A 12998-nucleotide genomic window follows, 5' to 3' on the forward strand; every position below is an offset into this window, starting at 1 on the left:
GAAGGCGCATGAGTATTCGCGATTGGCCGGCGGCGGAAAGGCCGCGGGAAAAGCTACTTGAACAGGGCTCTGCGAGCCTTTCGGACGCCGAGCTGCTGGCGATCTTCCTGCGCACTGGCGTGTCCGGAAAAAGCGCGGTGGACCTGGCGCGGCACCTGTTGAGTCAGTTCGGCAGCCTGCGTGCCTTGCTGGAGGCCGACCTGACCGTGTTCAGCGGGCAATTGGGGCTGGGGCCGGCGAAGTTCGCCCAGTTGCAGGCCGTGCTGGAGATGGGGCGCCGGCACTTGGCCGAGCGCATGCGGCGCAAGCCGGCGCTGGAGAACCCGCAGGTGGTGCGCGACTACCTCAAGGCCATGCTGCGCCATGAGCCGCACGAGGTGTTCGGTTGCCTGTTCCTGGATTCCAAGCACCAGGTGCTGACGTTCGAGGCGCTGTTTCGCGGCTCCATCGACAACACCAGCGTCCATCCGCGTCAGGTGGTCAAGCGTGCGCTGGTGCACAACGCGGCGGCGCTGATCCTGTGCCACAACCATCCGTCGGGCAACACCGATCCGAGCCAGGCGGACCGCCTGCTGACCAAGCGGCTGCAGAAGGCGCTGGAGCTGATCGATGTGCGGGTGCTCGACCACTTCATCATCGGCGACGGGGAGCCGCTGTCGATGGCGGAGTGCGGCTGGATGTAGCTCCGGACGCCAACCGCATCATCCACTGTGGGAGCGAGCCTGCTCGCGATGGCGCCGTGTCAGTCAGCATCAATGTTGATGATCTGCCGCTATCGCTGGCAAGCCAGCTCCCACAGGTTTTGTGTTGTGGCGGGTTACTTCAAGGTGACCTTGGCGTAGTCCTGCCGCCCGAACGGGCTCACCGCGTAACCCTGCACATCCTTGCGCGTGAGCGCGAAGGCGGTCGGGTGCGCCAGCGGCAGCCACAGGGCCTGCTGCTGGATCAGGGCCTGCGCCTGTTCGTAGAGCTTGCTGCGCACGCCTTGCTCGCTGGTGGTCTTGCCGGCGCCGATCAAGCGGTCCAGGTCGGCGTTGCAGTAGCGGGCGAAGTTGGTGCCGGACTTGACCGCCGCGCAGGAAAACTGCGGCGTGAGGAAGTTGTCCGGGTCGCCGTTGTCGCCGGCCCAACCCATGAACAGCAGGTCGTGTTCGCCGGCCTTGGCCCGGCGGATCAGTTCGCCCCATTCGATCACGCGGATCTCCGCCTGGATGCCGATCTCCGCCAGGTCCGATTGCAGCAGCTGGGCGCCGAGGCTCGGGTTGGGGTTGAGCAGGCTGCCGGACGGGCGTGTCCAGATGGTGGTCTGGAAGCCGTCCTTCAGGCCGGCCTTGGCCATCAGCGCCTTGGCCTTGTCCACGTCGTGGGCGTAGCCGGGCAGGTTCTTCGCGTAGCTCCAGGTGTTGGGCGGGTAGGGGCCGTTGGCGGCCTCGGCGGTGTCTTCGAACACGGCCTTGAGGTAGTTGGCCTTGTCGAAGGCGAGGTTGATCGCCTGGCGCACTTCCGGCTTGTCCAGCGGCGGATGCTGGCTGTTGATGCCGACGAAGGCGGTCATGAACGCGTCGGTCTTTTCTACTTTAAGTGTCGGCTCCTGCTTCGCCGCCTGCACATCCAGCGGTTTCGGCGACAGGGCGATCTGGCATTCGTTGCGCCGCAGCTTCTGCAGGCGCACGTTGGCGTCCGGGGTGATGGCGAAGATCAGCGGATCCACCGCCGGCTTGCCGCCGAAGTAGTCCGGGTTGGCCTTGTAGCGGACCGACGCGTCCTTTTGGAACCGGGTGAACACGAACGGGCCGGTGCCGACCGGCTGGCTGTTGAGCTTGTCGGTCGTGCCGGCCTTGAGCAGGCGGTCGGCGTACTCGGCGGAGTAGATCGAGGCGAAGCCCATGCTCAGGGTCGCCAGGAAGGTCGAGTCCGGATGGTCGAGGGTGAAGCGCACGGTCAAAGGATCCAGGGCGTCGATCTTCTTGATCAGCGCGGGCAACTGCATCGACTGAGCGTGGGGGAAGCCGCTCTGGGCCACCTGGTGCCATGGGTTGGCCGGGTCGAGCATGCGGTCGAAGCTGAACTTGACGTCTTCGGCGCTCAGGTCGCGGGTCGGCTTGAAGTAGTCGGTGCTGTGGAACTTCACCTGCGGACGCAGCTTGAACACATAGGTCAGCCCGTCGGTGCTGACGTCCCAGCTTTCGGCGAGGCTCGGGACGACCTTGCCGCTGGCGGTGTCGAAGTCCACCAGGCGGTTCATCAGCACGTCGGCCGAGGCGTTGGTGGTGGTCAGCGAGTTGTACTGCACCACATCGAACCCTTCGGGGCTGGCCTCGGTGCAGACGCTCAGGGCGGCGGCCTGGGCCAGGGGGCTCAGCAGAAGCGGGGCGAGCAAAAGGGAGAGGGCAGCGAGGCGCATGGTCAGATTCCTTTACAGATCGGAGGCCCATCTGCAAGTGCAGTCTGGAAAAGGCCTACCCTAGTGGGCACGGTTGCAATTGACTATCCCTTTTTGCAACTTCAGGGCCGGGTTGCCGGGTTTTTTGCGGCGTGCGACGATGCCGTCCCTGCGGATCGCCGGCAGAACCGTTTTTCTGCGACGAGCGGTCGAAATCCGCGACAGCCTTTATCCAAAGCGTCTGGAGCCGAAAATTCCGGCTTTTTGCCAATTGATTGCACACCGATTGTTGTTGCTCTCGGGTCTTTCTGGTATAAAGCAGCGCTCTTTTCTAGGGGCCCGGTTCCTTCGCTTGTAGGTGTAGCCGGTAAGACCTCTAAAGAATCGCGGCGCCTGGCGCCACAATGACTAGAGATTAAGCGGCCAACCCATGCCGGGTTGGGCATGTGGTTTTAGAGGGCTGAGGCATGTCTAGAGTATGTCAAGTTACCGGTAAGGGTCCGGTAACCGGGAATAACATTTCCCACGCAAACAACAAAACCCGTCGTCGTTTCCTGCCAAACCTGCAGCATCACCGCTTCTGGGTTGAGTCCGAGAAACGTTTCGTGCGTCTGCGCGTATCTGCCAAAGGCATGCGTATCATCGACAAGCGCGGCATTGATGTCGTGCTGGCCGAACTTCGCCGCGATGGCAAGGTTTAAGGGAGCTAATCATGCGTGAATTGATTCGTTTGATCTCGAGCGCCGGTACTGGTCACTTCTACACTACCGACAAGAACAAGCGTACTACCCCGGACAAAATCGAGATCAAGAAATATGATCCGGTTGTTCGCAAGCACGTGATCTACAAGGAAGGCAAAATCAAGTAATTGATTTTTCCGACCGACGAAAAAGGCCCGTATCTCACGATACGGGCCTTTTTTGTTGCCCCGGTTTTTGCCAGGCCGGGGCTTTTCGCGGGCAGGCCTACACAGTGGATCTGTGTGGCGATCCCTGTGGGAGCCAGCCTGCTGGCGATGGCGTCAGCCCGGGCGACGCTGACCCTCAGGCCTTCTGCTCAAAGATCACATAGATCTTGCGGCAAGCTTCCAGCACTTCCCAGGTGCCCCGGAAACCGGCCGGAATCACAAAGCGGTCGCCGACGCGCAGGGTCTTGGCGTTGCCGTCGCTGTCGCGCAGCACCGAAACGCCCTGCAGGATCTCGCAGTATTCGTGCTCGGTGTAGTTCACCGTCCATTGCCCGACCGCGCCTTCCCACACGCCGACGTTCATTTGCCCGCAAGGGCTGTCGTACTGGTTGAACACCGCCTGCTCGGGGTCGCCCTTGAGCACCTTGGCCGGATCCGGGCGGTAGCGTTCGGCTTCGCTGGCGGTCTGGCTGATGTCGACGACGTTCTGGATGTTCATTGTTGTTGTCTCCCGTGGTGGCGACGCGATGGATTGGAAAGGGCCAAAGTCTATGTTTATTAAATTGAACACCGCAAGGCCGTATGGCCGCCTTATGTCAAATATATTGAAACGACCCCGGCCGCTGGTTTAGGGTGGCGGATGCCCTGGGCCGAAATTCAGGCTGGCCGGGCAGAATTCCTGACGACGACCGCGATGATCGCGGCGCCCGCATTCAACAAGAGGAGGACACTCGAATGACCACCCTGACTCGTGCCGACTGGGAACAACGCGCCCGCGACCTGAAGATCGAAGGCCGCGCCTACCTCAACGGCGAGTACACCGAAGCCGTCTCGGGTGAGACCTTCGAGTGCATCAGCCCGGTCGATGGCCGTCTGCTGGGCAAGATCGCCAGCTGTGACGCCGCCGACGCCCAGCGCGCCGTGGAGAATGCCCGCGCCACCTTCGATTCCGGTGTCTGGTCGCGCCTGGCGCCGACCAAGCGCAAGGCCGCCATGATCCGTTTCGCCGGTCTGCTCAAGCAGCACGCCGAGGAGCTGGCCTTGCTCGAGACCCTCGACATGGGCAAGCCGATCAGCGATTCGCTGTACATCGACGTTCCCGGCGCGGCGCAGGCGCTGAGCTGGAGCGGCGAAGCCATCGACAAGCTCTACGACGAAGTCGCCGCCACCCCGCACGATCAGTTGGGTCTGGTGACCCGCGAGCCGGTCGGCGTGGTCGGCGCCATCGTGCCGTGGAACTTCCCGCTGCTGATGGCCTGCTGGAAACTGGGCCCGGCCCTGTCGACCGGCAACTCGGTGATCCTCAAGCCGTCGGAGAAATCCCCGCTGACCGCCATCCGCATCGCCGCCCTGGCGGTCGAGGCCGGCATCCCGAAAGGCGTGCTCAACGTGCTGCCGGGTTATGGCCACACCGTCGGCAAGGCCCTGGCCCTGCACAACGACGTCGACACACTGGTGTTCACCGGTTCGACCAAGATCGCCAAGCAACTGATGATCTACGCCGGTGAGTCGAACATGAAGCGCGTGTGGCTGGAGGCCGGCGGCAAGAGCCCGAACATTGTGTTCGCCGACGCGCCGGACCTGCAGGCCGCCGCCGAGTCCGCCGCCAGCGCCATCGCCTTCAACCAGGGCGAAGTGTGCACCGCCGGCTCGCGGCTGCTGGTCGAGCGTTCGATCAAGGATAAATTCCTGCCGATGGTGATCGAGGCCCTGAAGGCCTGGAAGCCGGGCAACCCGCTGGATCCGGCCACCAACGTCGGTGCGCTGGTGGACACCCAGCAGATGAACACCGTGCTGTCCTACATCGAGTCCGGCCACGCCGACGGCGCCAAGCTGGTGGCCGGGGGCAAGCGCACGATGCAGGAGACCGGCGGCACCTACGTCGAGCCGACGATCTTCGACGGCGTGAGCAACGCGATGAAGATCGCCCAGGAAGAGATCTTCGGGCCGGTGCTGTCGGTCATCACCTTCGACACCGCCGAGGAGGCGGTGCGCATCGCCAACGACACGCCTTACGGCCTGGCGGCGGCGGTGTGGACCCAGGACATTTCCAAGGCGCACCTGACCGCCAAGGCCTTGCGGGCCGGCAGCGTGTGGGTCAACCAGTACGACGGCGGCGACATGACCGCGCCGTTCGGCGGCTTCAAGCAGTCGGGCAACGGCCGCGACAAGTCGCTCCATGCGTTCGACAAGTACACCGAGCTCAAGGCGACCTGGATCAAGCTGTGAGCCGTTGAGGGGGCCTGCCCGTCAGGCCCCCGAAACTGCAGAGATCCCCTGTGGGAGCGAGCCTGCTCGCGAAAGCGGTGTGACAGTCGACATCCCTGTTGAATGTGACGCCGCTTTCGCGAGCAGGCTCGCTCCCACATTTGTTTGATGTGGCTTCTGAAAAACAACTATCCACAGGAGCGTGGAACATGCGTTGGGCGACGTATTTCGCCGTGTTGGCGTCTGTCTTGAGTGTCGGCCTGGCCCTGGGGGTCAGTATGCCGCTGGTGTCGTTGCGTCTGGAGGGCTGGGGCTACGGCTCCTTCGCCATCGGTGTGATGGCGGCGATGCCGGCCATCGGCGTGCTGCTGGGGGCGAAGGTGTCCAGCCATCTGGCGGCGCGCCTGGGCACGGCGAACCTGATGCGCCTGTGCCTGTGGGGCGGCGCGCTGTCCATCGGCCTGCTGGCGCTGTTGCCGAGCTATCCGGTCTGGCTGGCGCTGCGGCTGATGATCGGCGTGATCCTGACCATCGTCTTCATCCTCGGCGAGAGCTGGATCAACCAATTGGTGGTCGAGCACTGGCGCGGGCGGCTGGTGGCGCTGTACGGCAGCAGCTACGCGCTGAGCCAGCTGTCCGGGCCGCTGCTGCTGGGGGCGCTGGGCACCGAGCACGACTATGGCTTCTGGGTCGGCGTGGGCCTGCTGACCGTCGCGCCGCTGCTGTTGCTCGGACGCAGCGGGGCGCCGAGCAGCGAGGCCAGCAGCGTGACCTTCGGCGATCTGCTGGGATTTGGTCGTGAGCTGCCGGCGATCGCCTGGGCCGTGTCGCTGTTCGCTGCATTCGAGGCGATGATCCTGACGCTGTTGCCGGTGTACTGCCTGCGCCAGGGCTTCACGGCGGAAATCGCGTTGGCGATGGTCAGCACCGTGGTGGTCGGCGACGCGTTGCTGCAGCTGCCGATCGGCGCGCTGGCGGACCGGCTGTCCCGGCGCACGCTGTTCACCGGCTGCGCCATGGTGCTGCTGTTGTCGAGCCTGGCGATTCCGCTGCTGATCGACACCTTGCTGATCTGGCCGCTGTGGGTGCTGTTCGGGGCCAGCGCGGGCGGTCTGTTCACGCTGTCGCTGATCCTGGTCGGCGAGCGTTACCGTGACGACGCGCTGGTGCGGGCCAACGCGCACATCGCGCAGCTGTGGGGCATCGGCTGCCTGGTCGGGCCGTTGGCGGCAGGTGCGGGCAGCCAGTGGATCAGCGGGCATGCGCTGCCGCTGCTGATGGCGGCCGGGGCGTTCGGGCTGGTGATTCTGCTGATGCGCCAGGGGGCGTTCGGCAAGGTGGCCGAGCCGGCCTGACGGATATCCCCCTGTGGCGAGGGAGCTTGTCGGGGTGCCGAAGCGTCCCCTCCCACCTGTGAGCGCTGCGCGCTCAAGCGGGAGCAAGCTCCCTCGCCACAGGGTGTGGGCTAAAGCATCCGCTCAAGGCCCACGGTGGTGCTGAACCAGGCATTGAACCGTCGCCACCAGCTCCCCGGCTCTTTCGTCAGGGTGTGCAGCGTGCCGCCGTCCTCGGTCACCCACACCACATGCCCGTCCTCCAGTTTCGCCTCGTAGCTCAACGCCGGCGCCATGCCCTGAAGGGCCAGCTCCCGCACATGGGCGGCCAGCGCCGGGCTGTCCACCAGCACGCCCACCTCGGTGTTCCACAGCACCGAGCGCGGGTCGAAGTTGAAGGAGCCGATGAACGCCTTCTTGCCGTCGAAGATCATCGCCTTGCTGTGCAGGCTCGAATCCGAGCCCCGGGAGGACGACCCGTACAGCAAGCGGGGGCCGCTGCCGCCGGTGGCGCCCGGCTGGCGGCGCAGTTCGAAGAGCTTGACGCCGTGCTCCAGCAGCGCCTTGCGGTAAGGCGCATAGCCGCCGTGCACCGCCGGCACGTCGGTGGCCTCCAGCGAGTTGGTCAGCAGGCTCACCGACACCCCGGCATCGGCGCGCCCGGTCAGGTACACCAGCCCAGGCTGGCCGGGCACGAAGTAGGCGGAAATCATCATCAGTTCCTGGCTGACGCCCTTCAGCTCCGGCGCCAGCTGGGTGGTCAGCAATAGCTGCGGATCGGGCTCGTCCCTGGCCAGCACTTTGCTCGGTGCATCCCACAGTGCCTGGTTCCAGGCCCAGATCAGCTCCCGGCGCCAGGTGTCCATGCGCGGAGCGGTCTTGTAGGCCTTCAACTGGCGATACAGCGCGTGGTTCTGCTTGCGGGTGTCCTGCAGGGATTCCTCCAGGCGGGTGCGGGTGTTGCGCAGATCCTTCGCCGTAGGCCGGCTGGAGAGGAACTCGTCGATCGGCCGGCTCAGGGCGCTGTTCCAGTACTGGTCGAAGCTGTGCCCCAACTGTTCGGCCACAGGCCCCACGCTGAGCATGTCGATGTCGGTGAAGTTCAGGTTGGGTTCGGCATCGAAGTACTCGTCCCCCAGGTTGCGTCCGCCGACGATGGCGGCGCTGTTGTCGGCCAGCCACAGCTTGTTGTGCATGCGCCGGTGCTGCAGCGACAGGTTGAACAGGCGGCCTGCCGCCCGGGTGACGCCGGTGCTGCGCCCCAGGTGCAGCGGGTTGAAGAGGCGGATCTGGATCTGCGGATGGGCCGCGAGCGTGGCGATGATCAGGTCGAGGCCGTCGCTGGTGGTGTCGTCCAGCAGGATCCGCACCCGCACGCCGCGGTCGGCGGCCTTGAGCAGTTCATCCACCAGCATCCGCGTGCTGACGCCGTCGTGGACGATGTAGTACTGCAGGTCGAGGCTGCTTTGCGCGTTGCGGATCAGTTCCGCGCGGGCGGTGAAGGCTTCGGTGCTGTCGGACAGCAGGCGGAAGCCCGACCGGCCCTTGTGCGGTGCGGCCTGGGCCTGGATCGAGCGGCCGAAGGCGGAGGCCGACGCCGGCAGCGCCTGGCTCGGCTCGCGTTGCGCGTCGAGGGTCGCGCAGCCGCCCAGCAGCGCGGTCAGCAACAGCAGAACGGACAGGGGCTGTCTGAAGCTCACGTGGGATCGTTCCGGATGGCGGAGGTGATGGGCATATGGACGCTGAAGGGCCGCGAAAAGTCAGTCGGTCTCGGCCAGCAGGCGGATGGCCGCGGCGCCGACCTTGCGCACCGCGTCTTCGATCTGCGGCGTCGGTTTGGCAGCGTAGTTCATCCGCAGGCAATTGCGGTACTTGCCGGAGGCGGAAAAGATGCTGCCGACGGCGATCTGCACGCCTTGGTCGTGGAGGGCGCGGTTGAGCTTCAGGGTGTCGAAGCCTTCCGGCAATTCGACCCACAGCATGAAGCTGCCTTGCGGACGGCTGGCGCGGGTGCCGGCGGGGAAGTAGCGGGTCACCCAGTCGATCATCGCGTCGCGGTTGCGCTGGTACTGGGTGCGCATCCGCCGCAGGTGCGGTTCGAAGTGGCCGGCCTTGAGGAACTCGGCGATGGCGATCTGCGGCTGCGGCGCGGTGGAGCCGGTGCTGATGTACTTCATGTGCAGCACCCGCTCCAGGTAACGGCCCGGCGCCACCCAGCCGATGCGCAGGCCCGGCGCCAGGGTCTTGGAGAACGAACTGCACAGCAGCACGCGGCCGTCTTCGTCGAAGGACTTGATGGTGCGCGGGCGAGGGTAGGTGTAGGCCAGTTCGCCGTACACGTCGTCTTCGATGATCGCCACGTCGAAGCGCTGCGCCAGGTGCAGCAAGGCGCGCTTGCGCGACTCCGGCATGATGTAGCCCAGCGGGTTGTTGCAGTTGGGCGTGAGCTGGATGACCTTGATCGGCCACTGCTCCAGTGCCAGTTCCAGGGCTTCGAGGCTGATGCCGGTGAGCGGGTCGGTGGGAATCTCCAGCGCCTTCATGCCCAGGCCCTTGAGGGTCTGCATGGCGCCGTGGAAGCTCGGCGAGTCCACGGCGACGATGTCGCCCGGCTCGCAGATCGCGTGGATGCTGGTGGACAGCGCCTCATGGCAGCCGGTGGTCACCACCAGGTCGCCGGCGCTCAGCTGGCAGCCGGAGTCGAGCATCAGCCGGGCGATCTGTTCGCGCAGTTCGAGGGTGCCGTGGATGTTGTCGTAATGCAGGCCGGGCATGTCCTGGCGCCGGCTGATCCGGGCGAGGCCGCGCAGCAGCGGCTTCATGGTCGGCGAGGAAACGTCCGGCATGCCGCGTCCCAGCTGCACCACGTCCTTGCGCGGCACGGCGCGGATCAGCTCCAGCACCTGGTCCCACTGCGAGATGTCCACCGGGCGCTGCACCGGCCGGCCGACCACCGGCAGTTCCGGCAGCTCGCGGCTGACCGGCACGAAGTAACCGGACTTGGGCTTGGGCGTGGCCAGGCCGTTGTCCTCCAGCATCCGGTAGGCCTGCTGCACGGTGCTCAGGCTGACCCCGTGCTCGACGCTCAGGGCGCGCACCGACGGCAGGCGGTCGCCGGGCCGGTAGAAGCCTTGTTCGATGCGGGTGCCGAGCAGCTCGGCGAGGTTCACATACAGGGTCATGGCACTGCCTCGTACAGGTGATCCGGTAGACCGGTACAGATGGGGCGAAAATCGACAATTCAGAGCTCAGGACGGCCAATCTGTATGGAGTTAATACAGATGCGTTGAATCTGTAATGCTTTTGCCTGCCCGCGCATCATGGAATCTCTCGCTACCCAAGTAAACAGGAGCAAAGAAAATGAACGGCTTGAGCGATGTGCGGCTGACGTTACACAGTCAGGAACTGACGGCAGGGCAACAGGACAGCGCGCGCAATGAGGCCTTGCGCAACGCCCCGTCCGGCCTGAGCCGCTGGGGCCTGTTCTGGCACCGTCTGCACACGCGCAAGGCGTTGCTGGGGCTGACGCCGCAGCAGCTCAAGGACATCGGGCTGACCCGGGAGCAGGCGCTGGAGGAGGGGCTGAAGCCGTTCTGGAGGATCTGAAACCTTGATGCCCTCATCGCGGGTCTGTTCGCGATGAGGGCATCAAGGTTGCCGTCAGGCCTTCAGACCAGTTCCTTGAGGCGGTGCCACAGCATCCCCAGCGCCAGCAGCGGCGAGCGCAAATGCTTGCCGCCGGGGAAGGTGATGTGCGGCACCTGGGCGAACAGGTCGAACCCGCCGCCGTGCTGTCCGCCGATGGCTTCGGCCAGCAGCTTGCCCGCCAGGTGCGTGGCGTTCACCCCGTGGCCCGAGTAGGCCTGGGCGTAATACACGTTCGGCCGATCCGCCAGCCGGCCGATCTGCGGCAGGCGGTTGGCGCCGATGCCGATCATCCCGCCCCACTGGAAATCGATCTTCGCGCCCGCCAGCTGCGGGAACACCTCCAGCATCTTCGGCCGCATGTAGGCGGCGATGTCCTTGGGATCGCGGCCCGAGTAGTGGCAGGCGCCGCCGAACAGCAGGCGCCGGTCCGCCGAGAGCCGGTAATAGTCGAGCGCCACGCGCTGGTCGCAGACCGCCATGTTCTGCGGCAGCAGCTCATGGGCCTGGGCTTCGCTCAGCGGTTCGGTGGCGATGATGTAACTGCCGGCGGGCAGCACCTTGCCGCCCAGTTGCGGGTCGAGGCCGTTGAGGTAGGCGTTGCAGCCCAGCACCAGGGTCTTGGCGCGCACCGTGCCCTGGGCCGTGTGCACCCGCACTTCGGGGCCGTGGTCGATGCGGGTGACCGCCGACCGTTCGAACAGCTTGACCCCCGACTGCTGCGCCGCCGCCGCCTCGCCCAGCGCCAGGTTCAACGGGTGCAGATGCCCGGAGCCCATGTCGATCAGGCCGCCGACGTAGCGCTTTGAGCCGACCACGGTGTGCATCTGGTCGGCCCGCAGCAGGCGGGTTTCGTGGCGGTAGCCGAGGCTGCGCAGTTCCTCGGCGTCCTCGGCGAAACCGTCGAGGTCGCGGGGCTTGTTGGCCAGGTCGCAATAGCCCCAGGTCAGGTCGCAGGGGATCTGGAAGCGCTCCACGCGCCGGCGGACGATCTCCACCGCTTCCAGGCCCATGAGTTTCATCTGGCGCACGCCCTCGGTGCCGATGACGTTGGCGAACTGATCCAGGCCATGGCCGACCCCGCGGATCAGTTGCCCGCCGTTGCGGCCGCTGGCGCCCCAGCCGATCCGGTTCGCCTCCAGCAGCACCACGCTGAAGCCGCGTTCGGCCAGCTCCAGCGCGGTGTTCAGGCCCGTGAAGCCGCCGCCGACCACGCACACGTCCGTGGCCACCTCGCCCTGCAGCACCGGATGGTCGGGCTGCGGCAGGCTGCTGGCGGCGTAGTAGGAAGCAACGTGGGGCTGGCTCGCGGTGGCGTGGGCGCGGGCATTCATGGGCGTCATCCTGAGCGGGTGTCGAGAAAATTTGACGGAGGATAAGCCGGACGCCGGAAGCCGGGCAACACCGGTCGGCCATCGCTGTCTGGATCGCGGCTTTTGCGGCACAATCGCCGCCTGTTCCACGTCGGTCATCGCTTCCATGAGCTGCAATAGCCAGAAAATCCGCTCCCTGCGCCAGCAGATCCCCACGTTCGACTGTGTGCCGGGCTGCCACGACTGCTGCGGGCCGGTGACCACGTCCCCGGAGGAGATGGCGCGCCTGCCGCGCAAGACCCGCGCCGAACAGGACGCGGCCATGGAGGCCTACAACTGTGTGCACCTGGGGCCCGAAGGCTGCACGGTGTATGACGAGCGGCCGTTGATCTGTCGGCTGTTCGGTACGACCCAGACCTTGCCTTGCCCGAACGGCCGTCGGCCGGTGGAGCTGATCCATCCGCGGGTGGAGCGGCAGGTGTTCGAGTACATGGCCGAGAACCGGCAGGTGTTGGTATGAAGCGTTCGCGCTAAATCCGCGGCGACCCCATCGCTGGCAAGCCAGCTCCCACAAGTCCGGAGGTGAGCGTAGATTCTGCGAACACCTACTGACCCTGTGGGAGCTGGCTTGCCAGCGATGGGGCCGGACCAGGCGCCGCGGATGTCAGTCGGGAATCGGCAGGCTCAGGCTCTCCTTCACCTCTTCCATCACGATGTAGCTCTTGGATTCGCGCACATGCGGCAGCTTGAGCAGGATGTCGCCCAGCAGCTTGCGGTACGAGGCCATCTCGGAAATCCGCGCCTTCACCAGATAGTCGAAATCCCCCGACACCAGGTGGCACTCCAGCACGTGGGGCAGTTTCAGCACCGCGCGTCGGAACTCCTCGAAGGTGTCGCCGGATTTGTAGTCGAGGCTGATCTCGACGAACACCAGCAGGCTGCCCTTCAGGTGCTGAGGGTTGAGCCGGGCGTTGTAGCCCATGATGATCCCCTCGCGCTCCAGCCGCCGCACCCGCTCCGTGCAGGGCGTGGTGGACAGCCCGACCTTCTCCCCGAGCTCCGTGAACGAGATCCGCCCGTCCGCCTGAAGGATCCGCAGAATGTTGCGGTCGATCTTGTCCAGCTCCCGTTTGGTCTGAGTGTTGGTACGCATAGGGGATGCGCCTCCGTGAAAAGGGTTTTTGCCGAGAATTGTCGCCAAATATAGG

At 65.4% G+C, this 12998-nt stretch carries 13 protein-coding genes; 7 read left to right on the top strand and 6 right to left on the bottom strand.

Translation table 11 applies throughout. The features are described 5' to 3' along the window. The first annotated feature begins 8 nt into the window (after window positions 1-8). Entirely contained in the window at window positions 9-683 is a 675-nt protein-coding gene (radC, locus tag ACIP0B_RS05880) for a DNA repair protein RadC (RefSeq protein WP_400830460.1), read from the top strand. 134 nt (window positions 684-817) lie between these two features. Here the strand turns inward: radC and ACIP0B_RS05885 are convergent, their stop codons facing one another. Further along, window positions 818-2404, bottom strand: a complete 1587-nt coding sequence (locus ACIP0B_RS05885) for an ABC transporter substrate-binding protein (RefSeq protein WP_400830462.1) — start codon at window positions 2402-2404, stop codon at window positions 818-820. 446 nt (window positions 2405-2850) lie between these two features. On the opposite strand from ACIP0B_RS05885, the gene rpmB reads away from it, so the two are divergent. Both rpmB and rpmG read left to right on the top strand, forming a co-directional pair. Beyond that, on the top strand, window positions 2851-3084 hold the full coding sequence (rpmB, locus tag ACIP0B_RS05890) for a 50S ribosomal protein L28 (protein WP_007921114.1): 234 nt from the start codon (window positions 2851-2853) through the stop codon (window positions 3082-3084). Between the two features lie 11 nt (window positions 3085-3095). Beyond that, entirely contained in the window at window positions 3096-3251 is a 156-nt protein-coding gene (gene rpmG / locus ACIP0B_RS05895; protein ID WP_003177274.1) for a 50S ribosomal protein L33, read from the top strand. Between the two features lie 175 nt (window positions 3252-3426). On the opposite strand, the gene ACIP0B_RS05900 is transcribed toward rpmG, so the two are convergent. Beyond that, the gene (locus tag ACIP0B_RS05900; protein ID WP_085578939.1) at window positions 3427-3789 is read right to left on the bottom strand and encodes a cupin domain-containing protein; all 363 of its coding nucleotides are present in this window, start codon (window positions 3787-3789) and stop codon (window positions 3427-3429) included. Window positions 3790-4025: 236 nt separating this feature from the next. On the opposite strand from ACIP0B_RS05900, the gene ACIP0B_RS05905 reads away from it, so the two are divergent. Together ACIP0B_RS05905 and ACIP0B_RS05910 are read left to right on the top strand one after the other, a co-directional pair. Next, window positions 4026-5519, top strand: coding sequence for an aldehyde dehydrogenase (locus ACIP0B_RS05905; protein ID WP_400830464.1), 1494 nt, complete (start codon window positions 4026-4028; stop codon window positions 5517-5519). Between the two features lie 188 nt (window positions 5520-5707). After that, a complete protein-coding gene (locus ACIP0B_RS05910) occupies window positions 5708-6853 on the top strand; it encodes an MFS transporter (RefSeq protein ID WP_400830465.1) in 1146 nt (381 codons plus the stop codon). A 110-nt stretch (window positions 6854-6963) separates the two neighbouring features. On the opposite strand, the gene ACIP0B_RS05915 is transcribed toward ACIP0B_RS05910, so the two are convergent. Together ACIP0B_RS05915 and ACIP0B_RS05920 are read right to left on the bottom strand one after the other, a co-directional pair. Then, window positions 6964-8532: a phospholipase D family protein gene (locus ACIP0B_RS05915; protein WP_400830467.1), complete on the bottom strand. Its 1569-nt coding sequence runs from the start codon at window positions 8530-8532 to the stop codon at window positions 6964-6966. Between the two features lie 60 nt (window positions 8533-8592). Then, window positions 8593-10014 (bottom strand): PLP-dependent aminotransferase family protein, encoded by a 1422-nt coding sequence (locus tag ACIP0B_RS05920; RefSeq protein ID WP_400830469.1) that lies wholly within the window; start codon window positions 10012-10014, stop codon window positions 8593-8595. A 178-nt stretch (window positions 10015-10192) separates the two neighbouring features. On the opposite strand from ACIP0B_RS05920, the gene ACIP0B_RS05925 reads away from it, so the two are divergent. Continuing rightward, on the top strand, window positions 10193-10438 hold the full coding sequence (locus ACIP0B_RS05925; RefSeq protein WP_400830470.1) for a DUF1127 domain-containing protein: 246 nt from the start codon (window positions 10193-10195) through the stop codon (window positions 10436-10438). A gap of 62 nt (window positions 10439-10500) precedes the next feature. Here the strand turns inward: ACIP0B_RS05925 and ACIP0B_RS05930 are convergent, their stop codons facing one another. Then, window positions 10501-11811 (bottom strand): NAD(P)/FAD-dependent oxidoreductase, encoded by a 1311-nt coding sequence (locus ACIP0B_RS05930; protein WP_400830472.1) that lies wholly within the window; start codon window positions 11809-11811, stop codon window positions 10501-10503. Between the two features lie 145 nt (window positions 11812-11956). Here ACIP0B_RS05930 and ACIP0B_RS05935 point away from each other — a divergent pair, with 145 nt between their 5' ends. Continuing rightward, a complete protein-coding gene (locus ACIP0B_RS05935) occupies window positions 11957-12310 on the top strand; it encodes a YkgJ family cysteine cluster protein (RefSeq protein ID WP_085630191.1) in 354 nt (117 codons plus the stop codon). A gap of 144 nt (window positions 12311-12454) precedes the next feature. On the opposite strand, the gene ACIP0B_RS05940 is transcribed toward ACIP0B_RS05935, so the two are convergent. Then, complete coding sequence (locus ACIP0B_RS05940; protein ID WP_003177284.1) at window positions 12455-12943, bottom strand: Lrp/AsnC ligand binding domain-containing protein; 489 nt, start codon at window positions 12941-12943, stop codon at window positions 12455-12457. Between the last annotated feature and the right edge of the window lie 55 nt (window positions 12944-12998).

Source organism: Pseudomonas sp. NPDC089534 (assembly GCF_044749305.1).
GTDB lineage: Bacteria > Pseudomonadota > Gammaproteobacteria > Pseudomonadales > Pseudomonadaceae > Aquipseudomonas > Aquipseudomonas ekonensis.